This window comes from Pseudomonas sp. GW101-3H06, from assembly GCF_059424605.1.
The window spans coordinates 3,848,902-3,872,059 of record NZ_JBWKZO010000001.1 but is presented as its reverse complement, the minus strand read 5'-3'; the positions used below and the strand labels follow the sequence as shown (position 1 = coordinate 3,872,059).

Sequence of the window (23,158 nt, the reverse complement as noted above, 5' to 3'; positions counted from 1 at the left end):
GGGCGTTGTTGGACTTTTTCCCCTGGCCTGCATCTTGCTCGTATCGTTGAGGCGAGCGCTTGCACTTCAGGGTCTTAAAGTTGAATAGTTAGGTCATGCCAAAAATGACTCAGATACATCGCGATTGCCATCTGCCTGACTCCCCCGGAGCCGGGGTGGGAAACCGTCCGCAGCTGTCAGTGGGGCTGGTCCTGCTGGATCAATTCACGCTGGCGGCGTTTTCCGGATTTATCGATGTGCTGCGCTTGTCCGCTGACCTGGGGGGCGGTAGCCGGCAGATCCATACGGCGTGGCGTGTGATGAGCGTCGACGGTTTGCCGCGAACCTCCAGCGCCGGGATCGCCCTGGAGGTGTCCGGAGGCCTGGCGCAAGAGCTGGACGCGTTCGATTACGTGGCCATCTGCGGTGGCAACGACTATCTCAATACCCATCTGCCGGTCCATTTCCGCGACTGGCTGCAGCGCGTAGCGAAGAGTCGCACGCGGTTGCTGGGCATCTGCACAGGCACGTTCGCCCTGGCGCAGGCGGGTGTGGTCGGTAGTCGGTCGGTGTGCGTGCACTGGAATGTGCTGGATGCGTTTCGAGCGCGTTTTCCCAAGACCCCGGCGGCGGTGGACCATCTGTTCATCGATGAGGGCGATCTGATCACCTGCGCCGGCTCGACGGCAGCCATCGACCTGGGTTTGTACCTGGTGGCCCGGCACTGCGGGCGGGAAAAAGCCCAGCAGGCGGTGCGGCACATGATGCTGCAGGGTATTCGCCAGGGACGTCAGCCCCAGGCGCACTTCTACGCCAACCTGGCAGACATCAAGGATGAACGCGTGCGGCAGGCCGCGCACTATATCGAGCAACGCATGGACAGCCTGCCGACCCTGGATGCCATCGCGCGCTATGTCGGGCTCGGACGACGCCAACTGACACGGGCATTCCAGCAGTCACTGGGGCTTTCACCCATGGAGTTCCAGCGCTCGTTGCGGGTCGAGTACGGAGGCTGGCTGCTGGTGAACAGCCAGAGCAGCATCACCCAGATCGCCATGGACTGTGGCTTCTCCGACGGCGCTCATTTCTCCCGCGAGTTTCGTGCACGGTTTGGCGTCTGTCCGCGGGAGTACCAGCGCCTGGAGCGGGCAGAGTGATTGCGTGCCCATCACCCTCGATCCAGGAACGGCCATCTGACAACCCCGCATCGCTCAACTACGTTGCGTTCTGAAACCCTGTCTCAACCTGTGGCGTAAGGAACTGACACATGCGCAGCAGCAGGTTGCCTGCTTTGTTAGAGCACGGGGAGGTACGACAGCGTTGAATCGCGGTATTTTCCGGATGGTCAGTGCAATGCGCTGGATCTTCTATCCAGAGCCCTGAAGCTCAATTGCACGGCTGTACCCCGTTGTTCCTGGCTTGTCAGGCTCGCCTCTCCGCCAAAACTCTGCATGATCTGCTTCACCATGGTCAGCCCTATACCCAGCCGGCCTTGCCGGGTGGTGTAGAAGGATTTGAATGCCATCATTTCTTGTTGCCGAGACGTTCCATCCCCGGTGTCCGCAATGGTGAGATGCAACCATTGATGGGCTTGGTCCACGTTGGCCTGGAAGGTTAACCGGCCGCCTGCCGGCATCGCCTCTATGGCATTGGCGACGACACACTTGAGAATCTGCGAAAGCAGCAGCGGATTACTGATGATCCTCGGCGTCGGTTCATTGTTGAACTCCACCTGGATTCTTGATTGAGCCAGCTGCTGGCTGAAGCCGTTAAGTGTGGCCTGCACCATCGCCATCGGCTCCACCAGTTCGACCTCGCCACGGATCGGGCTCAAACACAGCAGCAATTCATGCACCCACCGCGACATCCGATCCACCTGACTGACGATGTCGTCGATGTTCTTCCTCGCAGGCTGGCCGTCCATGTCTCTGGCCAATTCTGCGCTTGAGCGAATGCAGGCCAAGGGATTGCGAAGGCTGTGGGCGACCGCCGTGGACATTTCGACCAAGCCGCCGTAGGTCTTGTTGGCAACAACCTGGTCTTCTTGCAAGGCCAGCGCAATCGATGCGCGTCGGGCTATCCAATAAACCCCGAAGTAAAACAGCAGGCCGCCCATCGTCGACAGCCAGATGATCCAGTGCCCACGCTTGAGGCTTGCAATCAGGTCGAGCGGCTCCCGATAAACTTCAACCACCGCCTGGATGTTCCCGCTGTCATCCACAATAGGGATGTAGCTCTCGATGAAGAACATTTGGGGGGCGCGAAAAAATTTCTGTTCTTTGCGGTCTTTATCCACCTCATTGTACTGGGTGGTAACCCGGTCTTTGGCTTTGAATGTCTCTTCAAGCTCGTCATTCAAGATTTGCTTTCCAACCAGATGCGGATTGGTCGACCAGACCACTGTGCGATGGGGTGAGTAGATAGAGATCAGGAGGGCATCGGGAATACGCGAAAGGTACTCCAGGAGCTCGGACCTTACAGGTTGTCTGTCCGTTGACAGTGATTCCACTTGCAGGCGTTGCGTAGCCTCTGCGATCTGTATGCCGGCCAATCCGTGATGGCGAATCTCACCTTTGGCGACGGTTTGGATGAGCTGCGCGAACATCAGGGCATCGCGTTCCAGGCTTTCGGTGACCAGGAACCTGATTGACACGGAACCGAGCCCAAAAGCAATGACGCCAATCAGAAGAAAACTGACAACCGAAAACCACCGCATGAGATTGAATTGCCGGGTGGGGGCAATCGAGTCAGCCGTTCTTCGGCGTAAGCGTCTGAACAATGCGGCAGTGGCTTGCATAGGATTGCCCCAGGTGTGCTGCTGATCTTGTTGTCGCAGCTTCAACCGCTAACGGTGCGTTGTTGTACCCGAAGCATTCTCTATGCCAGATGTTTAACGACAATTGAGGTTGTGGCGCATAGACCGGGCGTTTGAGCGGCGCGGTGCGATTTCAGGCCTGTCCGAAAGTACGGCAGGCTGTTGCGGGAAACGGGTAGCAGGCCCCGTTTGTGGGGAATTCGGAACCTCGCGAAAGGCGCGCGCTCAATGCCTGTCATACATCGATCTGCAACTCCAGGTCGCCATTTTCCAGCGTTCGCGCCTGAGCGACCGTGCCAGTCACACCGTCTTGAGGAACGCTTGCGGGCTACAAAGCGCAGGCCTCGCACGCTCATAAATAAAAGGAGCGATTGAGCCGGGTTGTGGTCGATTCAAATAGCGAGGCAAGAAAAATGCTATCGCATTGCGATCCTTCAGGCAGAGAGGTGAATACCTTGAACAGCATCATTTACATCATCGGGTTGGTCGTGGTCATTGCAGTCGTCCTGTCGTTCCTGGGATTTGCATAGGCGCGGCAGTATCTTCTTGGCTGGTTGCATTGATCTGACTGGCATTCCTGTCGATCCCTGGTTCATAAGGGGCGAGCGAGCCGCCCGCCCTTGGCCAGGTTGCCGGTCAGACGTCACTTGGCAAGCGCGCTGAACCAGCCTGCGATGCACTCGCGCACCAGGCGCGTGGCGTTGCGCTAGCGACGATAGTAGCGATGACCGTGATCGTAGCGGTGGCGCATGGCTCGATCATGGTGGCGCTCCCAATCACGACGGCGTTCAGCTTCCCGTCGGGCTTGCTCTCTACGCCATTGATCTCGACGCCAATCGTCTCGGCGCCAATCGTCCCGACGATCGTGCCAACGACCGTCATGCCAGTATCGGTCGTCATGGGCAAGCAACGGGCCCGACGGGTTGTCGGCCTTGCTGCTCAGGGTTGGCCAAGGGTTGCCGGCGGCCTGGGCAGGCGCCTGAACAGCTGTGACTTCCGTTGTGAAGGCAGGGGTTGAGGTCTTCATCTGTGTGGCTGATGCCGAGCCCAATGCCGCGAACGCGAACAGGCCGAAGAGCACCATCCGTGGGTCAAGGATTTTCATGAGCGAAAACAACCTCTGATTGACAATTGGGCGTGTGGCCATCCTGCTGCGCAAAGCCCGCGAAGTCGCGCTTATCGGTCGGATGTGCCTACCCACATAGACCGATAAATAGAGAAAAGTTCTAGGGGTCGCCGTTTAAATAGCCGACGACCTCAGCGATAGATTTGCGTTCATCTCATGGAAAAAAAAAGCCACGCAAATGCCGAATCAGTGGGAATGACGCGGATTGCCGCTGCGCGCGATGACCCGCAAGTGCAAGGTCGCAGGCTCCAGGCAACCCCCCGTCGATAGTTGGCCAACCTGCTGTCGGTAGATTTCCTGCCAAGGGGTTTGCGAGGCCGGGATAAAGGGTTTGAATGCCGCCTGGCGACGGGCGATTTCGCTCTCGTCCACCAGCAGATCCACTCGGCGGGCATTGAGGTCAACGCGAAGCCGGTCATTGGTTTTCAGCAATCCAATCCCACCCCCCACAGCGGCTTCAGGGGACATGTTGAGAATCGACGGACTCGCCGAGGTGCCGCTTTGGCGTCCATCGCCCAGACAGGGGAGGGAATCAATGCCTCGTTTGATCAATTCTGCCGGTGGTGCCATGTTGACTACTTCAGCGCTACCCGGATAACCCACGGTGCCGCAGCCTCGAATGACCAGAATGCAGCGCTCATCGATGTCCAGAGCAGGATCGTTGATTCGAGCGTGATAATCCTCAGGGCCTTCGAAAACGATGGCTCTGGCTTCGAAACTGTTTGGCGCGCCAGGTTCGGACAGGTAGGTTTTCCGGAAGGCTTCGCCCACCACCGACATCTTCATGATGGCGCTGTCGAAAAAATTACCGCTCAGCACGATGAACCCTGCCCGTTGGATCAAGGGGTCCTCATAGGCGTGGATGACATCGGTATCGCTGGCGGCGGTATTGCTGACGATCTCACCAATCGTCTTGCCGCCGACCGTGGCGCAATCTTCATGCAGCCGTCCGGCTTTCTTCAGTTCGTGCATGACGGCAGGGACACCGCCAGCGCGGTGGAAACCTTCACCGAGGTATTTGCCGGCGGGCATGCAATTGACCAGCAGGGGGACGTCTTCACCGATGCGCTGCCAGTCTTCCAGGCTCAGATCTATCCCGGTGTGCCGCGCGATGGCGATGAGATGCGGCGGGCAATTGGTCGAGGCGCCCAGGGCAGAGGCCACTGCAATGGCATTCTCGAACGCTGCGCGCGTCATGATTTGGGAAGGGCGAATGTCTTGGCGAACCATGTCGACGATACGTTTACCGGTGGCATAGGCCATCTGCCCGCGTTCGCGGTAGGCCGCCGGAATGCTCGCGCAACCGGGCAGGGACATGCCCAGCGCTTCGGCCAGCGCGTTCATCGACAACGCTGTGCCCATGGTGTTGCAGTGACCAATCGACGGAGAGGCGGCCGTGGTCATTTCCATGAAACCTTCGTAATCGATTTCGCCACTGGCGAGCAAGTTACGCGCATGCCACAGCACCGTGCCGGAGCCAATCAACTGGCCCTTGTGGTGCCCATCCAGCATCGGCCCCCCAGACAGTACGATTGCCGGGATATCGACCGTCGCCGCCGCCATGAGGCAGGCGGGAGTTGTTTTGTCGCAGCCGGTGGTCAGCACCACGCCATCTAGCGGGTATCCATGAAGAATCTCGACCAGGCCCAAGTACGCCAGGTTGCGATCCAGGGCTGCAGTGGGGCGACGGGTTTGCTCCGCCATCGGGTGCACGGGGAACTCCATGGGAATGCCTCCCGCGTCGCGAATGCCTGCTTTGGTGCGTTGCGACAGTTCCAGGTGATGCCGGTTGCACGGAGCAAGGTCGCTACCCGTTTGGGCGATGCCGATGATCGGGCGGCCAGATTGCAGCTCCTCGCGTGTCATGCCGTAGTTCATGAAGCGTTCGACGTAGAGCGCGGTCATGTCCGCATGACTTGGATCGTCGAACCATTGTTGACTTCGCAGGGGCAGAGGAGCGTTTCCAGGCATGGGTTTTTTCTCTTGTCAGAAGGCTATCAACGGAAGATTGAACAACGCTGCAGGGGGCAAAATCAGGTTTGACCGAGCCTTTGCCGTGTGTTCGCAGGAATTGATGTTACCGGTAACATTTTTTTTGTAAAGGCCCCCGATCGATGTCGAATGGACGAAGGTCAACCCGCAAACGAGCAGAGGTATGCCCGTTTGCACGCATGTATAATCAGCAACAATCAGCATTAGCGGCGGTGTTTGAATGATCCGCCCGGCCATTTTTTCAGGAAAACAGGACGTCGATGAGTCACGAGGATTTAGGCAAAATCACCACGCCGCCGCGGATGGCAGACGTCGCCAAACTGGCAGGCGTGTCGAAGATGACGGTTTCCCGGGTCTTGGCCGGTCGCGATGTTTCAGAGCGCACGCAGCAGCGTGTCCAGGCAGCGATCGAAAGCCTCGGGTACCTGCCCGATGCCACGGCCGGAACCCTGTCAACCGGGCGCTCGGAATTCATCGTGGCTCTGGTGCCATCCCTGGCCAGTTCCAACTTTGCCGATACCGTGCGCGGCTTGAATGATGCCGTGAGCGAACATGGCCTGTGCCTGTTGTTGGGCGACACGGATTATCACTTGGAACAGGAGGCGTTGCTGGTACGCACGCTGTTGCGCCATCGACCGGTAGGGGTGATGTTGACAGGCAGTGCGCACCTGGACGAAACCCGCAAACTGCTGCGCCACGCCCAGGTTCCCGTGGTCGAGACGTGGGACATTCCGGCTGACCCTATCGAGCAATCGGTTGGATTTTGCAACGTATCCGCCGCTGCCGCTTTGTACGGGCACCTGCATCAGCAAGGCTATCGGCGAATTGGCTACATCGGCGGCGCTTCGGTTCTCGATCACCGTGGGCAGCAGCGTCAACAAGGTTATCTTCAGGCTGTCGCGGCGTTGGGGGCAGGGGAGCCCAGGGTGTTGGAGTATGGCGAATCACCCATCACGATGAGTCATGGCGGGGAGTCGGTGAAGCGCTTGCTGCAAAAGTGGCCGGATACGGAGGCGGTCATGTGCGTGAGTGACCTGTCGGCATTCGGGGCGATCATGGAATGCCATCGCCAGGGACGACGAGTGCCCGCGGATATTGCGATCGCCGGATTCGGTGATTTCGAGGTATCACGCTATTGCACTCCGACCATCACCACCGTCTCGGTAGATCCCTATGGAATCGGCCGGCGCGCGGGGCAATTGCTGGTGGCCAGTGCCGCTGCGCAGCGCCTTGGACTTCCACGTCCTCGGGAACGCGACGTCGTCGAATTCAAAATCCTGGCGCGTGAAAGCACTTAGAAATTTTTAAGCGGGCTGGCTTGCTTTGCTCCGAAACTAATTGCTAAATTAAAAATGTTACCGGTAACAGGGCAACTTGCAGATTCCTTTTCTCCGTCCGGACAGGCCTGGTCAGTCCGAGGTACTCAAGGTCGCAAGCCAAAACAAAAACAATCGGCATGACAACATGCCTTGAGGTCAACACATGGAATCAGTATCTCAGCGCTCTCTTGAAGGAGAGGGCTCGGCGGAGCTTACCTCCGAGGATCGTATCTACCGTAAGGTCATTCTGCGCATACTGCCGATCCTGCTGTTTTGCTACATGGCGGCATACCTGGATCGGGTCAATATCGGCTTTGCCAAGCTCGACATGCTCAACGATTTGCAATTCAGCAATACCGTCTACGCGCTCGGCGCGAGCATTTTCTTCTGGGGCTATTTCCTCTTCGAAGTGCCCAGCAACCTGTTCCTCCATCGCTTTGGAGCGCGTCTCTGGATCGCGCGTATCATGATTTCCTGGAGCATTGTCTCCATGGCTGTAGCGTTTACCGTGCCACTGGCCAAGTTCTTCCATATTGAATCGCAAACCATGTTTTACGTGCTGCGCTTCCTGCTGGGGATCTGCGAAGCCGGTTTCTTCCCAGGCGTGATTTTGTACCTCAACTACTGGTTCCCGACCCATCGGCAGAGCCGGGTCATGGCAGGCTTTTTGATGGCCATGCCGATCAGCCTGACGTTGGGGGGGATTCTCTCTGGCTGGTTGATGAGTGCCATGCAGGGGGTCAACGGTATGGCCGGTTGGCAGTGGATGCTGATCATCGAAGGTATTCCGTCGCTGATCATGGCCGTGGTGGTGGTGACGTTGCTGGTCGATAAAATCGACAACGCCAAATGGCTGACGACTGCTGAAAAAAACATGCTCAAAAACAACCTCGACCAGGACAACAAGAGCAAGGCCTCCAGCCTTCGAGATGTGATTTTCAACGGTCGGGTGTGGCTGTTGGTGCTGATCCTGCTGACGTTCAACACGGGTTTTTACGGACTGGCGTTCTGGATGCCGACGATCATCAAAGCGACGGGTATCTCCAACACCCTGCACATCGGTTTGCTGACGGCGATACCTTACGCCACCGCCATCGTGGCCATGACGCTCAACGCCTGGCACTCCAATAAAACCGGTGAACGCCGATTGCACGCTGCAATCCCGGCGTTCATTGGCGGGATCGGTCTGATTTGCAGCGCCATATTTGCCCATAACCTGCCAGTGTCCATTTTCTTCCTGAGCGTATCCGCGTCGGGTTTGCTGAGCCTGATGCCGATTTTCTGGACATTGCCGGGTACTGTGTTGTCCGGTGTGGCAGCAGCGGCGGGGATTGGCATGATCAACGCAATCGGCAACCTCTCGGGGTTCACCGGGTCCATGATTACGGCCACTGCCGAGACACTGACGGGCGACATGAACAACGGCACCTATGTCCTGGGTGGTTGCCTGCTCGTGAGCTGTGTGCTGATCCTGCTGATTCCAAAAACGATGCTCTCCAAAGACATCAAGGCCTGACAATCGGTCGACTGCCTCGATCCTGTTCCATGAACAGGATCGAGGCCTGATGACTGCAGTCGTGAACTCAATCCCGAGGACGCGCTATTTGATCTGCACAATGACCGGTCCTTCCGTCACGATCGGCGGGTTCGCTCGGATGTTAGCTGCATTTTTCTGAATCCACTCACGTGCGACTTTCAAGCTCGCATCGCTGCCGGCCTTGTCCGTGCAAACCGTTATCGACGTACCACCATCACCCGTATTGAGCAGGGTGTAGCTGACCAGGCCCGGCACTGTCCGCAGGGCAGCTTCGACGTCGTTCCCGCGCTCTTCCAACAGCTCGAAAAGCTGTTTTGCACCAGTACCCAGATAGGTTCTTATCACCGCGTACATAGTCGTCTCCTTTGGGAGCACTGCCTTGATGCCGGTCCAGGACCACTGATGGCCGGTATCACTCAGGTTTCAGTTCGTCCCGATTTATTAAGCTTAGCCACAGGCCGGCGACTAGCGAAATGCAACGACCATTGGCTGCGTTCGGTCGATGGCTGCTGGATTTACACCGGTTGTGCTCGTACCGGACGCGCGCCAGACTGCGTGCTGATCGCTGTCCTCGCGACCGCAGCACTTCGTTTTCTCTTATCCGCTTGAATGATCAGCTGAGGATTCCAATGTCATCGTTTGTCTGTACCGAGTCGCTTTGGATCGATACGCCCCTCGGGCGGCTGTTTACTCGACGCTGGTTTCCGGCGGGCGTGGAACACAGCCAGGCAAAACCGCCGATCATTCTTTTTCATGATTCCCTTGGATGCATCCAATTGTGGCGCGACTTTCCTGAACGACTTTGTCAGATCACAGGGCGGGAGGTGATTGCCTATGACCGGCTCGGCTTCGGGCAGTCGGACCCGTACCCGGATCATTTGCCCATGGATTTCATCCGCGACGAAGCCACGCGTTTCTTCGCCCTGGTCAGGGCTCAATTGCCATTCGATCGGTTTGTCGCCATGGGCCATAGTGTGGGCGGCGCGATGGCTACGTGCTGCGCCGCCCTGTACCCGCAGAGCTGCGTTGCATTGATCACCGTCTCGGCACAAGCGTTCGTTGAAGAGCAGACGCTGCGCGGTATTCGAGACGCCAAGGCACAGTTCGAGGCGCCGGGGCAAAGGGGGCGCCTTGAAAAATATCATGGTGATAAAGCGCCCTGGGTGCTGTCGGCCTGGACGCAGACCTGGTTGTCGCAGGCCTTTAGCGGCTGGACGATTGAAGACACCGTTGATTCGATTCACTGCCCACTGCTGGCGATTCATGGTGAGCACGACGAGTACGGATCGGTGCAGCATCCCATGCGCATCGCCAGGCTTACGACGGCGCCCGGGGAATACCTGATACTGGAGAATTGCCATCATGTCCCCCATCGAGAGGCCCCCGATGCGGTGCTGGATGCGGTCGGCCGACTCCTTCAAATCAGCCACTGATGAATGCTACACCTGACCAATTATTCGACCCGCCGCGCTGCGCTATCGGTCCAGCAAAGGTGCCAGCAGGGCACACATGCCGCGCCAGTGCGAACCCTCCCAGTAAATCCGTTGGCAGCCGTCGCAGCGCAGGAAGTGTGAATAAAGGGCGCCAACCCGTGGCGGCACCAGCGGCCGGGCCAGTTCCGGGCTTATTTCGTGCAGCGGCAGGTTGCAATGAAGGCACAGGCTGAAGGGCCGCGCGCTGCGCGCCAGGTCGAGGCGCTCGTACAATTCGCGCAGTTGCAGCGACGGTTTGAGGGCATGTACGTAACAGCCGTGGCTGATGATGCGTCGCTTGAGCAGTTCGCGGTCGCGGGTCAACACGATGCGTCCTTGCTGCGCAGCGATCTCGGCGATCTCGCCATCCTCGAAGCCATTGTCGTAGAGGGTGTCGAAGCCGCTCATGCGCAGCAGGCTGGCCAGCCCGCCAAGGTGCGCATCAGCGACGAAGCGCAGCACCCGTAGCGGTTGCGCACGAACCTTGAGCTGCGGGCTGATGTCCAGCGTTTCGAACTTGGGATACACCGCCAGCCGGTCGTCGTCGAAGATTACCCGCCCGAAGCCCACCGACTCGCCGTTGAGCAGCACCAGTTCGACCTCCGTGTGCGGTACTCCGAGCGCCTCGATCATGTGCTTGACCGTCGCCCCTTGCGCGCACTCGCAGGTGAAGGACTGCCGCCGCCGTTCGGGCGGCAGGAAATCGTTGAGCTCCTCGTAGAAGCGGAAAGTTGCACTTGTCATGCTTCAGGCTATCCCAACTGATCGATTTGCCCCTTTATTGCCAGGACATTGCAGGGCACCTTGTACAGCACGTGCTCTGTTGTACTGCCAAGCAGCTTATGCAGGCCTTTTCGATGGGTATCTCCCATGATGAATACATCGGCCCGGCTGTGGGCTGCGAAGTCGGACATCACTTTGGCTGGCGACCCTTCAATGAAGTGTTGTCGTTCAGAGGGTACGTGGCAGCTGTCAGCCAGGGTATTGAAGGACTTGTGCAGTGCCCGACGCACGTCGGCGCTGAAGCCTGGCATCGTCACCGCACCGGCGCCGGCGTCGGAGATATGTGTTTGCGATGGATCAAAGGCGTGCAGCAGGTGCAGCTCTGCGTTGCATTGCGATGCCATCCTCTTCGCCGCCAGGATGATGCGATCGTTGAGGTCAGTGATTTGATGCTCTGGGTGAGACAGATCCACTGCTGCCACGACCACCCGTGGCAGTGGACACCTGACTTCGCTGACCAGATGAACAGCAACCGGGCAATCGCGTACCAGATGCCAGTCCAGAGGGGTGACGAATACGCGTTTGAGTGTTGATTCGTGGTGTACGTCCTTGATCACCAGGTCCGGTTGCAAGTCCTTCACGTGCTGAAGGATTTCCTTCAGCACGTCCCGAGCCAATACCACTTCGGTGGTCACCGTAACGCCATTGCCGCGTATCAGCTGGGCTTCATCCTGCAGCCACTTCTGGTTCTCTTGCTGACAGATCTCGCGAAATTTCTTGTTTCCACTCATCAATCCCAAGATGTCGGCGTCTTCGATGAATACCGCGATATGCAGCACTGCGCCAGTGGCTTTGGCCAGTGCGACGGCCCGCTCCAGCGCCGGCGTGTGGCGCATGGCAGGACCGGCAATCAGAAAGAGGCGTTGATATTGGCTCATGTCGCACCTCCAGCATTGTGGGTTGTCTGTTGGTTCTCTTGTTCGCCACGCTATGGGCAGCGCCTGGCACCTCATTTCCCCGGATCTTCACCACCAATATACGCCTGCATTCAGTGAACGCGCGTGGGACGTCGCCCTGACAGCCGCTCTCACTGTTCGAGACGCTCTGAATCGCTGACAGCGGCCTGTCGTCCGCGCTCGAGGTCGACGCCGGCCAGGATCAGCAGGCCGATCAAGAAATAGCTGCCGGTCATCAGCATGGCCAGACGGTGATCGCCGCCGGACAGCCAACTGGTCAGGCCGTACGTCATGGGACCGAGGATGGCCGACAGTTTGACCGCCAGCCCCCAGAGGCCGAAAAACTCCGCCAGCCGCGTCGGTGGCGCGAGCAGACCGACGATCGCCCGTCCAGCCGATTGGCTGGCGCCCATGCACAGACCGGCGAGGTTCGCCGCCAGCCAGAACAGCCCGGGACCGTGCGCCACCCAGACCAGACCGACCATGCCGAGCCAGCCCAGCAGGGTCAGCGCCAGCGTGGCGCGATGGCCGAGGCGATCCTGCAGCCAACCGAACAGTACGGCACCGACGGAGGCCGTGATATTCACCACGAAGATCAGCAGCAACGTGTCCTGGGTACTGAAGCCCATGACCTGATTGGCGTAGATGGCCGCCAGGGTGATCACCGCCGAGATGCCGGCCTGGTAGCAGACGGTGCAGGCAAGAAAGCGCAGCAAGTCGCGATAGTGCTCGGCTTCACGCAGCGTCTGCGCGAAGCGCGCCAACGCCGCTTGCGCGATAGGCCTGTCGCTGCGGCCTGGCTGCGGCTGGCTGCGTTCGCGCAAGAACAGGAAGGTCGGTACGCTGGCCAAGGCGAACAAGACCGCCGTGATCAGCATGCACACCGGCACGAACTGCGCCGCCGTCTGGCCCTGCGCCTGGGCCCAGCTGACAAAGGCCAGGCAGGCACCCAGGCTGACCAGGCCGCCGATATAGCCCAACCCCCAGCCCCAGCCGGACACCTTGCCCAAGGCATCCGCACGGGCGAGTTGGGGCAGGAAGGCCGCAATCAGATTCTCGCCGCTGCCGAAGCAGAAGTTCGATAGCACGATGAACAGGATCGCCACACCGAGTTCTCCCGGTCCGGCCAGCGCCAGTCCAGCGGTAAAGGCGACGCAACCGATCGTGCTGAACAGCAGCAGGCGTTTCTTGCAGGCGAAGGCGTCGGCGTAGGCACCGATCAGCGGCGCGGTCAGGATGATCAGGACATAGGAGAGGGCGGTGGCGCTGGTCCAGGCCAGCGTACCCCAGGCTTCGCCCTTGGCGACCACCGCGACAAAGTAGGCATTGAACACGGCGGTGATCACGACAGTCGTGTAGCCGGAGTTGGCGAAATCGAACATCGCCCAGGCCCAGATTTCTCGGCGTGTCACTCCGGGGGCAAGGCTGGCTGACATGGCGGTCTCTCTGCAGGCGCTGGGTCCTTAAAGCCTAGCTGCAATGCAGGCGCGCGGCAGTCCATGACGACATTCCCAGTCGCCGCGATCGGCGCATAATGGTCGTGGGTAAGGATTTACACACCGAGTGTCCTGTCATGAGGGGCCGTCGATGTCTCGTCCGCTTCCGGAAACCCGCACCGCGCCCCGTTTCGATGGGGACGCGCAAAAGCTGCTCGAAATTGTCCGACGCACCGTGGTCGAGCTGCGCCCGCAAGCGGCGCAAGATTTGCAAATCACCTTGCACAGCGTGCTGGATCGGGACCTGGGCCTGGACAGTCTGGCTCGGGTCGAACTCTGGTCACGCATCGAGCACGCGTTCGGTGTGCGCCTGCCGGAAAACCTGTTCGCCTCGGCGGACACCCCCCAAGACATACTGCGCGTGCTGCACAGCAGACAGGGCGCCGAGGTCGTCAGTCCATTGCCCTCCAGCGACTCCTGCGAAACCCTGGCGACCACCGGGCAGACGCCGGACACCGCGCGGACCTTGATCGAGGTACTGGAGTGGCATGTGCGCCATCAGCCGCAGCATCTGCACGTGCGCCTGCTCGGTGAAGGGGACCAACAGGAAAAAATCAGCTACGGCGCCTTGCACCAGGGCGCCCTGGCCGTTGCCGCAGGGCTGCAACGCAGTGGCTTGCACGCCGGTCAGACTGTGGCCCTGATGCTGCCCACCAGCCGTGATTTTCTCCATGGTTTTTTCGGCATCCTGTTGGCCGGTGGGGTGCCGGTGCCCATCTACCCACCGCTGCGTCTGTCGCAGATCGAGGATCACTTGCGCCGCCAGGCCGGCATCCTGTGTAACGCCGAGGCCAAAGTGCTGATCACCGTGACGCAAGCGAAGCTGCTGGCCCGGCTGCTCCTGCCGCAGGTCCCGAGCCTGACCCGCATTGCCAGCGTGGCCGATCTGACGGAGGAGGGTGGCGAGTGCATCACTCCGCCGCGAGGAGCGGATGACATCGCGTTCCTGCAGTACACCTCGGGCAGCACTGGCCAGCCCAAGGGTGTGATGGTCAGCCACGCCAACCTGCTGGCCAATCTGCGCGCCATGGGCAGGACGCTGAAGGTGGGACCGCAGGACGTGTTCGTCAGCTGGCTGCCCATGTACCACGACATGGGGTTGATCGGTGCCTGGCTGGGCAGCCTGTATTACGGCTACCCCTTGGTGTTGATGTCGCCGCTGGCGTTCCTGGCCCGGCCGGCGCGTTGGCTTTGGGCCATTGACCGTTACCGCGGCACGATGTCGGCAGCGCCCAACTTTGCCTACGAACTGTGCTTGAACAAGCTGGCTGACGACGACCTCGAGGGCCTGGACCTGAGCAGTTGGCGCCTGGCCTTCAACGGTGCCGAACCGGTCAACCCGCAGACCCTGCAGCGCTTCGCCGAACGTTTCGCTCGCTACGGCCTGGCACCCACTGCGCTGACACCCGTCTATGGGTTGGCTGAGGCTACGTTGGGCGTGGCGTTTCCTCCCTTGGGCCGGGGGCCGCTGATCGACCGGGTACAACGAGACGCGTTCCAGGCCCGAGGCAATGCATTGCCCGCCGAAGCGGACACTGGCGCGACGTTATGTTTTGTTTCCAGCGGCCGGCCGTTGCCGGATCACCAGATTCGCATCGTCGATGGGCGTGGGGTCGAACTCCCCGAGCGCAGCGAAGGTCACCTGCAATTCAGTGGACCGTCCACCACCCGTGGCTACTACCGTAACCCCGAAGAAACCCGCCGGGTGCTGCGCGATGGCTGGATGGACTCGCTCGATTTTGCCTACATGGCCGGCGGTGAGGTCTACCTGACCGGCCGCGCCAAGGACCTGATCATTCGTGCCGGACGCAACATCTACCCCTACGATGTCGAAGCGGCGGTGGGCAATTTGCCGGGGCTGCGCAAAGGCTGCATCGCGGTGTTCGGCAGTCCTGACCCGGCCACCGGTACCGAGCGCCTGGTGGTGTTGGCCGAAAGCCTCGAAAAGGAAGCGGCTGCCCGGCAACAGTTGCAGCAGGAGGTCAACCGCATCGTGGTCGACCTCACCGGTGTGTCGCCCGACGATATCGTTCTGGCGCCACCGCATAGCGTTCTAAAGACCTCCAGCGGGAAGATTCGCCGTGCGGCCAGTCGCGAACTGTATGAGCGCGGCGAAGTGGGGCGGCCGCACCTGGCCGTGTGGCGCCAGCTGCTGCGCCTGGTGGTGCAGGGCATATGCGCCCGTTTCGGCCGCAGCTGGCGGACCTGCCGCGCGGCACTGTATGCCGCTTACATCTGGGTACTGTTCTGGCTGGTCACACCATTGACCTGGCTGGGCGTCGCGATCCTGCCGCGCCAGCGTTGGTGCCGCCGCTTTACCCATGTGGCCGCTCGGCTGTTCGTGCGCCTGGCGGGAGTGCCGTTCAGTGTCTCGGGGCTGGAGCATCTGCCTGTATCCGGGGCGAGCGTGCTGGCCGCCAACCATGCCAGCTACCTCGACGGCGTCATCCTCAGCGCGGCCCTGGCGCCGCAGTTCAGCTTCGTGGCCAAGCGCGAATTGGCTGACCAGTGGATCGCCGGCCTGTTCCTGCGCAAGCTCGGTGCCTGCTTCGTCGAACGTTTCGATTTGCAGCGCAGCGCCGCGGACACCGAGTCCCTGGCCGAGGTACTGCAAGCCGGCCAGCCGCTGGTGTTTTTCCCCGAGGGAACCTTCACCCGCGAGCCAGGCTTGCGAACGTTCCACATGGGCGCGTTCGTGCTCGCCGCCCGTGCCGGCGTGCCGCTGGTACCGGTCGCCATTGGCGGCACGCGCAAGGTGTTGCGCGACGGTCAATGGTTCCCGCGCCACGGTGCAATCCACGTCGACATCGGTCCCCCGCTCTTGGCGCAAGGACCGGACTGGGTGGACGCTATCAAGTTGCGGGATGCGACGATAGCGGCGCTGCTGGAACACCTGGATGAATCGGAGCGCGCCCAGCGCGACGGTTAGGCGACGACTTGGCTGCGTACGTCTACCCACACCGGTCCGTCGGGAAACGAGTAACGGTCCAGGGTCTCAGCGCTCATTTCGACGCTGTAGCCCGGACGTTGCGGCGGCAAGTAACGGCCGCGACGGATCACCACCGGGTCGAGGAAATGCTCGTGCAGGTGGTCGACGTATTCGAGTACCCGATTGTGCAGCGAAGCCGAGACGGCGATGTAGTCGAACAGGGCGATGTGCTGCACGTACTCGCACAAACCGACACCTCCGCCATGGGGGCAGACCGGCACGTCGAATTTAGCCGCCATCAGCAGCACGATCAGCACTTCGTTGAGGCCACCCAGGCGTGCCGCGTCCAACTGGCAGAAGTCCAGCGCGCCGGCCTGGAACATCTGCTTGAACATCACCCGGTTATGGCAATGCTCGCCGGTGGCCACGCCGATCGGGGCGATGCGCTGGCGGATGCTGGCATGGCCGAGGATGTCGTCGGGGCTGGTCGGCTCTTCGATCCACAGGGGGGCGAACGCTGCCAGGCGGCGCATGTTGGCGACGGCTTCTTCGACGTCCCAGACCTGATTGGCATCCATCATCAGGGTGCGTTCCCAGCCGATTTCTTCGCGCAGGATCATGGCGCGGCGAATGTCGTCTTCCAGGTTGGCGCCGATTTTCTGCTTGATGTGGGTCCAGCCATCCGCGACCGCTTCACGGGCCAGTTGACGCATTTTTTCTTCGCTGTAGCCCAACCAGCCCGGCGCGGTGGTGTAGCCGGGGTAACCCTCGCGCAGCATCTGCGCCTCGCGTTGCGCCTTGCCCGGCACCTGGCGGCGCAGCAGGGCGATGGCTTCCTCGGGAGTGAGCACGTCAGTGACGTAGCTGAAGTCCAGGCAGCGCACCAATTGTTCCGGCGTCATGTCGGCCAGCAGCTTCCACACCGGCTTGCCTTCGTGTTTGGCCCACAGGTCCCAGACGGCGTTGACGATGGCCGCAGTGGCCAGGTGGATCACGCCTTTTTCCGGTCCCAGCCAGCGCAATTGGCTGTCACCCACGGTGATGTCGTGCCAGAAGGCGCCCATGTCGGCGACGATCTCTTCCAGGGTCAGGCCGACCACCATCGGTGCCAGCGATTGCACAGCAGCCACGCAGATCTCGTTGCCGCGGCCGATGGTGAAGGTCAGGCCGTGGCCTTCCAGGGTCGGGGTGTCGGTGTGCAGCACGACATAGGACGCGGAGTAATCCGGCGCGCTGTTCATCGCATCGGAGCCGTCCAGAGACAGGGACGTGGGGAAGCGAATGTCGCGCACGCTCAAGTGAGTGATTCGAATGCTCATGGACTCTTGTTCTCGGTGAACCGTTGGAGACTTGACTGTAGGTCGCCGAGCGATACAGGCATAATCGCGATTCCCTAAGAAGGTATATCGGATTTGATATGTCTCAGACCCACAACCGCGGCACCCTGAAAATTTCCAGCCGGCAGATCACCTTGCTCAATGCCCTGGGTGAGTTCGGCAACCTGCGGCGGGCAGCCACGGCGATGCACACCACGCAACCGGCCGCCAGCCTGCTGTTGCAACAACTGGAAGAGCGTCTTGGCGTGCGCCTGTTCGAGCGCTTGCCACGGGGCATGCAGCCGACGCTGTATGGTGAGGTGATGATTCGTTACGCCCAGGGCGCGTTGCATGAGTTCGAGCATGCCCAGGCACAGATCGCCGAACTGGCGCGCGGGGCCATGGGCCTGGTACGGGTCGGCAGCGTGATGGGACCGGTGCCCCGGCTGCTGACCACGGCGGTGCTGGCGTACAAGCGCGATCACCCCAAGGTGCGGATTTCCATTGAGGTTGGGACCAGCGATACCTTGCTGCCGGCTTTGCTGCGCGGTGATCTCGATGTGGTGCTGGGGCGCCTGCCGGACCAGAGCGACAGCCAGGACCTGGACATCGAGCTGTTCGACAACGGCGAGCAGATGCGCGTGATCGGCCGGGCTGGCCATCCGTTGGCGGGTGCCTCGTCATTGCAGTTGGCCGACCTGGTCACCTTGACCTGGATCCTGCACCCCATCGGCAGCCCCATGCGCCGCCGGGTGGAAAGTGCCCTGCAAGCCGGCGGCATGGTTCAGTCGCTGGACATCGTCGAAACCGCTTCGATCCTGGCGACCACGGCGATGCTTGAAGCATCGGACATGATCGCGGTGGTGCCCAATGACGTGGCCGAGCATTACGCAGGCTACGGGATGGTTGCGATCCTGCCGGTCGAACTACCGATTTCGATGGTCAACATTGGTCTACTGACCTTGCGTTCGCGGCCGCGGTCGGTGGCGTTGGAGGGGCTGTTGCGGTATTTGCGTGGGCAGTCGTTTTGAATGGTCGGGCTGTATCGTCACCGTTTTTGATGTTTGGGTTGTTCTGCGTGGCGGGTGGCTTTTTGCTACATATCCGTTACCGAAGCAACGGATATGTACACTGTCAAAGCACTGGCAAGCCAGCTCCAGATCATGCACCCCCACCACAAGAAGAGGCACTACACCCCAATGCCGTCGGACATTACCCATTCCAGCTTCTGCAACTGGGTGCGCTTCAAGCACCTGGTGCTGATCGACACCCTGGCACGCACGCGCAACATGCACGCCACCGCCCTGCAGATGAACCTCAGCCAGCCCGCCTTGAGCAAGATGCTGCGTGACCTGGAGGAGCAATTCGGTTTTGCCCTGTTCCAGCGCCTGCCGCGCAGCATGCCGCCTACGGAGCTTGGCGAGTACGTGGTGCGTTATGCGCAGGGGGCGCTGGCCGATTCGCACACGTTCGTCGATCAGGTCAATCGGTTGCGCAAGGGCGGCCATGGCTTTCTCAAGGTGGGCGGGATATTTGCGGCAACCTCGGTGGTGCTGCCCCAGGCCATTGCCGCGATCAAGGCGCGCAGTCCGTTGTTGTCGATTGAAGTGGTAGAGCAGTCCAGCGATCACCTGCTGGACATGCTTGAACAAAAAAAGCTCGATCTGATAATCGGCCGTTTTACCGAAGAGCGTTACCGCCAGGTCTTCGACTTCCAGCCGCTGGAGCCTGAGCCCTTCAGCCTGGTGGTCAACAGCCGCCACCCGCTGAACGCGCTGGACAGTACGCCACTCGAGGCGCTGGGCCATTGGCCGTGGGTGTTGTACCCGGTGGGCACGCCGATTCGCGATCGCCTGGAACTGGCATTCAAGGCCGCCGGCATCGCATCGCCGGCAGACAGCGTCGATACCATCTCGATGCAGATGTTCCTGCAACTGCTGCAATCGGGGCCGATGATCGCGATGTTGCCAAGGTCCATGGTGGCGGCGCAGTTGGACAGCGGTCAGCTCAAGGAGCTGCAGAGCCCGCTGCGCCTGGCGGCGCTGGAATACGGCATCATCACCCGCAAGGACGAGCCCCTGACCGGTTCGGCCCTGGAGTTCGCCGGGATCCTGCTCGATTTCGCGCGCCAGCGCCGGGAGGAGGGTGTGGCGAACGATTGATTAAAACCACTCGATAAGCCAATTCGATAACGCCAGGTTATCGATTGATCGGATCATCTCATTGGGAATGTTGACGTTGGCTCCCTACAGTTGGCGCAGATTCGCCCTTCACGCAACGGGCGACGCCATAACAAGAAGTCAGCCGTACTGCCCTGTGAGGTCCCATGCAACTGATTGCCAGAACCCGGACCGGCGACCCTGCCGTGATCCGTCTCAACCCCCTGGACAACGTAGTGATTGCACGGCAGGCCCTGCCTGAAGGCCTGAGCCTGGAAGCCGAGGCGATCACTGTGCGCCAGCCGATTCCTTCCGGGCACAAAGTCGCGACCCAACGCGTGGAGCAGGGCCAGCCCCTGCGTCGTTATGGACAAATCATCGGTTTTGCCTCCCGACCCATCGAAGCCGGCGATCACGTGCATGTGCACAATGTGGAGATGGGCGACTTTGCCCGTGACTACGCCTTCGGCGTCGATGCCCACGCCATGCCGAGTACCGAAGCCGTGTTCCAGGGCATCGTGCGTGCCGATGGCCGCGTCGCGACCCGCAACTACGTCGGCATTCTCACCTCGGTGAACTGCTCGGCGACCGTGGCTCGCGCCGTGGCCGATCACTTTCGCCGGGATATCCATCCCGAGGCGCTGGCGGCCTTCCCGAACATCGATGGTGTGGTGGCGCTGACCCACGGCGCAGGCTGCGCAGTGGACCCCAGCGGTGAGGCCCTGGGCCTGCTGCGCCGCACACTCGGCGGCTACGCCGTACACCCTAATTTCGCTGCGGTGCTGATCATCGGCCTGGGCTGTGAAACCAACCAGATCGAAAGCCTGCTCGAGACCCAGGGGCTGCAGGCCGGTGATCAGTTGCGTGCCTTCACCATCCAGGGCGTTGGCGGCACGTCGAAAACCATCGCCAGTGGCATCGAGCAGGTCAAGGCGTTGCTGCCCCAGGCCAACCAGGTCACGCGCGAGCCGGTCAGCGCGCGGCATTTGATCGTGGGTTTGCAATGCGGCGGCTCGGACGGTTACTCGGGCATCACCGCCAACCCGGCGCTGGGCAATGCCGTTGATCGCCTGGTGGCCGCCGGTGGCACCGCGATCCTCTCGGAAACCCCGGAAATCTATGGCGCGGAGCATTTGCTGACGCGCCGTGCGGTGAGTCGCGAGGTGGGGGAAAAACTCATCGCGCGCATTCACTGGTGGGAAGACTACTGCCAGCGCATGAACGCTGAGCTGAACAACAATCCTTCGGCCGGCAACAAGGCCGGCGGCCTGACCACCATCCTCGAGAAATCCCTGGGCGCGGTGGCCAAGGCCGGTTCCAGCAACCTGGTGGATGTGTACCAGTACGCCGAAGCGGTTCGGGCCAAGGGCCTGGTGTTCATGGATACCCCAGGCTACGACCCGGTCTCGGCCACAGGGCAAGTGGCCGGCGGCGCCAACCTGATTGCCTTCACCACCGGCCGGGGCTCGGCCTACGGCTGCGCGCCGGCGCCTTCGATCAAGTTGGCGACCAACAACCGGGTGTTCGAACACCAGGAAGAAGACATGGACGTGAACTGCGGCGGCATCGCCGACGGTTCCACCAGCATTGAAGAGCGCGGTGCCTACATTTTCGAACAGATGCTGCGCATCGCCTCTGGCGAGCGCAGCAAGAGCGAACAACACGGTTACGGGCAGAACGAGTTCGTGCCCTGGCAGATCGGTGCCGTGACCTGATTGACAGCCCTGCAACCTTCATAAGGCGATTAATACATGCAAGTTTCCGGACACAACTTTGTCGCGGGCCAGCGCAGTGCGCTGGGCGACACCCTGGTTTACAGCGTCGACGCCCATACCGGCGAACGCCTGCCGGGCGCATTCCATCAGGCCACTTTGGCTGAGGTCGATGCGGCAGTGGCGGCTGCCAGTACCGCATTCCCGCTGTTTCGCAATCTGCCGGCGGTACGTCGGGCGCAATTTCTTGAAGCCATCGCCGACGAACTCGATGGCCTGGGCGAAGATTTCATTGCCTTGACCTGCCGGGAAACGGCGTTGCCGAGCGCGCGGATTCAGGGGGAACGCGGTCGCACCAGTGGCCAGATGCGTCTTTTTGCCCAAGTGCTGCGTCGTGGTGATTTCTACGGTGCGCGCATCGACCAGGCCCTGGCGGATCGCATGCCTTTGCCACGCCCGGACTTGCGCCAATACCGCATCGGTGTCGGCCCGGTGGCAGTGTTCGGGGCCAGCAACTTCCCGTTGGCATTCTCCACCGCCGGTGGTGACACCGCTGCCGCGCTGGCCGCCGGTTGCCCGGTGGTGTTCAAGGCCCATAGCGGTCACATGGCCACGGCAGAGCGGGTGGCCGAAGCGCTGATCCGCGCCGCCGAGCGCACCGGCATGCCGGCAGGCGTATTCAACATGATCTTCGGTGCCGGTGTCGGGGAGGCGCTGGTCAAGCACCCGGGCATCCAGGCGGTGGGCTTTACCGGTTCGCTCAAGGGCGGCCGTGCCCTGTGCGACATGGCGGCAGCCAGGCCGCAACCGATCCCGGTGTTTGCCGAGATGTCGAGCATCAACCCGGTGCTGGTCTTGCCACAGGCGCTGGCCAATCGCGGCGAGCAAATGGCCAAGGAGCTGACCGCATCGGTGGTACAGGGCTGTGGTCAGTTCTGTACCAACCCTGGTTTGGTGTTGGGTATTCGCTCGCCGGCATTCAGCCGCTTCATTGAACGCCTGACCGGACACATGGCCGAGCAGGCACCGCAGACCATGCTCAATGCCGGCACCTTGAACAGCTATGGCAACGGCTTGCAGGCCTTGCTGGCTCACCCGCGCATCAAGCATTTGAGTGGCCTGTCGCAAAAGGGCAATCAGGCGCAACCGCAACTGTTCGAAGCCGATATCAGCCTATTGCTGGAACAGGATGAACGGCTGCAGGAAGAGGTCTTTGGCCCTTGCACCGTGGTGGTTCAGGCGGCGGACGAAGCTGAGTTGTTGCGCGCTGTCGGCGCCTTGCGCGGTCAGCTCACGGCCACGCTGCTGGCCGACGAAAACGACCTGGCCGTTTTCGGTCAACTGTTCGGGGCGCTGGAAGTGAAAGTCGGCCGCGTGCTGCTCAACGGTTACCCGACCGGTGTCGAGGTGTGCGATGCCATGGTCCACGGCGGCCCATACCCGGCCACGTCAGATGCGCGCGGCACGTCGGTCGGTACCCTGGCGATCGATCGCTTCCTGCGTCCGGTGTGCTACCAGAACGTGCCCGATGCGTTGTTGCCCGATGCCTTGAAGAACGCCAACCCACTGGGCATACAGCGCCTGGTTGATGGCAAGCACAGCACAGCCGCATTGAATTGATCACGGA

At 61.0% G+C, this 23,158-nt stretch carries 17 protein-coding genes; 9 read left to right on the top strand and 8 right to left on the bottom strand.

Annotated elements, in window-relative coordinates; genetic code table 11:
* The first annotated feature begins 104 nt into the window (after positions 1–104).
* Positions 105–1,136 carry a GlxA family transcriptional regulator gene (locus AC07ZE_RS17605; RefSeq protein ID WP_207265960.1) on the top strand — a complete coding sequence of 344 codons (1,032 nt, stop codon included), beginning with the start codon at positions 105–107 and terminating at the stop codon, positions 1,134–1,136.
* Between the two features lie 188 nt (positions 1,137–1,324).
* Here the strand turns inward: AC07ZE_RS17605 and AC07ZE_RS17600 are convergent, their stop codons facing one another.
* The 3 genes from AC07ZE_RS17600 to AC07ZE_RS17590 form a co-directional block, all read right to left on the bottom strand.
* Positions 1,325–2,776 (bottom strand): sensor histidine kinase, encoded by a 1,452-nt coding sequence (locus AC07ZE_RS17600; protein ID WP_207265959.1) that lies wholly within the window; start codon positions 2,774–2,776, stop codon positions 1,325–1,327.
* Positions 2,777–3,500: 724 nt separating this feature from the next.
* Entirely contained in the window at positions 3,501–3,899 is a 399-nt protein-coding gene (locus AC07ZE_RS17595) for a hypothetical protein (RefSeq protein ID WP_207265958.1), read from the bottom strand.
* A 207-nt stretch (positions 3,900–4,106) separates the two neighbouring features.
* Positions 4,107–5,891 (bottom strand): IlvD/Edd family dehydratase, encoded by a 1,785-nt coding sequence (locus tag AC07ZE_RS17590; protein ID WP_207265957.1) that lies wholly within the window; start codon positions 5,889–5,891, stop codon positions 4,107–4,109.
* Between the two features lie 281 nt (positions 5,892–6,172).
* On the opposite strand from AC07ZE_RS17590, the gene AC07ZE_RS17585 reads away from it, so the two are divergent.
* Together AC07ZE_RS17585 and AC07ZE_RS17580 are read left to right on the top strand one after the other, a co-directional pair.
* Positions 6,173–7,210: a LacI family DNA-binding transcriptional regulator gene (locus AC07ZE_RS17585; protein ID WP_207265956.1), complete on the top strand. Its 1,038-nt coding sequence runs from the start codon at positions 6,173–6,175 to the stop codon at positions 7,208–7,210.
* A gap of 184 nt (positions 7,211–7,394) precedes the next feature.
* Positions 7,395–8,747: an MFS transporter gene (locus AC07ZE_RS17580; protein ID WP_207265955.1), complete on the top strand. Its 1,353-nt coding sequence runs from the start codon at positions 7,395–7,397 to the stop codon at positions 8,745–8,747.
* Positions 8,748–8,831: 84 nt separating this feature from the next.
* Here the strand turns inward: AC07ZE_RS17580 and AC07ZE_RS17575 are convergent, their stop codons facing one another.
* Positions 8,832–9,122 carry a hypothetical protein gene (locus tag AC07ZE_RS17575; protein ID WP_207265954.1) on the bottom strand — a complete coding sequence of 97 codons (291 nt, stop codon included), beginning with the start codon at positions 9,120–9,122 and terminating at the stop codon, positions 8,832–8,834.
* A gap of 275 nt (positions 9,123–9,397) precedes the next feature.
* Between AC07ZE_RS17575 and AC07ZE_RS17570 the strand changes: the two genes are divergently transcribed.
* On the top strand, positions 9,398–10,201 hold the full coding sequence (locus tag AC07ZE_RS17570) for an alpha/beta fold hydrolase (protein ID WP_207265953.1): 804 nt from the start codon (positions 9,398–9,400) through the stop codon (positions 10,199–10,201).
* A 42-nt stretch (positions 10,202–10,243) separates the two neighbouring features.
* Here the strand turns inward: AC07ZE_RS17570 and AC07ZE_RS17565 are convergent, their stop codons facing one another.
* The 3 genes from AC07ZE_RS17565 to AC07ZE_RS17555 all read right to left on the bottom strand — a co-directional run bounded on the left by AC07ZE_RS17565 (position 10,244) and on the right by AC07ZE_RS17555 (position 13,355).
* Positions 10,244–10,984: a Mut7-C RNAse domain-containing protein gene (locus AC07ZE_RS17565; RefSeq protein WP_137805270.1), complete on the bottom strand. Its 741-nt coding sequence runs from the start codon at positions 10,982–10,984 to the stop codon at positions 10,244–10,246.
* Positions 10,985–10,992: 8 nt separating this feature from the next.
* On the bottom strand, positions 10,993–11,901 hold the full coding sequence (locus AC07ZE_RS17560; protein ID WP_207265952.1) for a universal stress protein: 909 nt from the start codon (positions 11,899–11,901) through the stop codon (positions 10,993–10,995).
* A 149-nt stretch (positions 11,902–12,050) separates the two neighbouring features.
* Positions 12,051–13,355: an MFS transporter gene (locus AC07ZE_RS17555; protein WP_207265951.1), complete on the bottom strand. Its 1,305-nt coding sequence runs from the start codon at positions 13,353–13,355 to the stop codon at positions 12,051–12,053.
* Positions 13,356–13,506: 151 nt separating this feature from the next.
* Here AC07ZE_RS17555 and AC07ZE_RS17550 point away from each other — a divergent pair, with 151 nt between their 5' ends.
* Positions 13,507–16,344: an AMP-binding protein gene (locus tag AC07ZE_RS17550; RefSeq protein ID WP_259331966.1), complete on the top strand. Its 2,838-nt coding sequence runs from the start codon at positions 13,507–13,509 to the stop codon at positions 16,342–16,344.
* Here AC07ZE_RS17550 and AC07ZE_RS17545 read toward each other — a convergent pair.
* Positions 16,341–17,663: an L-fuconate dehydratase gene (locus AC07ZE_RS17545; RefSeq protein ID WP_207265950.1), complete on the bottom strand. Its 1,323-nt coding sequence runs from the start codon at positions 17,661–17,663 to the stop codon at positions 16,341–16,343. The two genes, AC07ZE_RS17550 and AC07ZE_RS17545, sit on opposite strands and share 4 nt — an antisense overlap.
* 98 nt (positions 17,664–17,761) lie before the next feature.
* Here AC07ZE_RS17545 and AC07ZE_RS17540 point away from each other — a divergent pair, with 98 nt between their 5' ends.
* The 4 genes from AC07ZE_RS17540 (at position 17,762) to AC07ZE_RS17525 (ending at position 23,151) form a co-directional block, all read left to right on the top strand.
* Entirely contained in the window at positions 17,762–18,691 is a 930-nt protein-coding gene (locus AC07ZE_RS17540; protein ID WP_207265949.1) for a LysR family transcriptional regulator, read from the top strand.
* A gap of 168 nt (positions 18,692–18,859) precedes the next feature.
* Entirely contained in the window at positions 18,860–19,822 is a 963-nt protein-coding gene (locus AC07ZE_RS17535; RefSeq protein ID WP_207267841.1) for a LysR family transcriptional regulator, read from the top strand.
* Between the two features lie 164 nt (positions 19,823–19,986).
* A complete protein-coding gene (locus AC07ZE_RS17530; RefSeq protein WP_207265948.1) occupies positions 19,987–21,534 on the top strand; it encodes a UxaA family hydrolase in 1,548 nt (515 codons plus the stop codon).
* 36 nt (positions 21,535–21,570) lie between these two features.
* Positions 21,571–23,151 carry an aldehyde dehydrogenase (NADP(+)) gene (locus AC07ZE_RS17525; protein WP_207265947.1) on the top strand — a complete coding sequence of 527 codons (1,581 nt, stop codon included), beginning with the start codon at positions 21,571–21,573 and terminating at the stop codon, positions 23,149–23,151.
* The last annotated feature ends 7 nt before the right edge of the window (positions 23,152–23,158 follow it).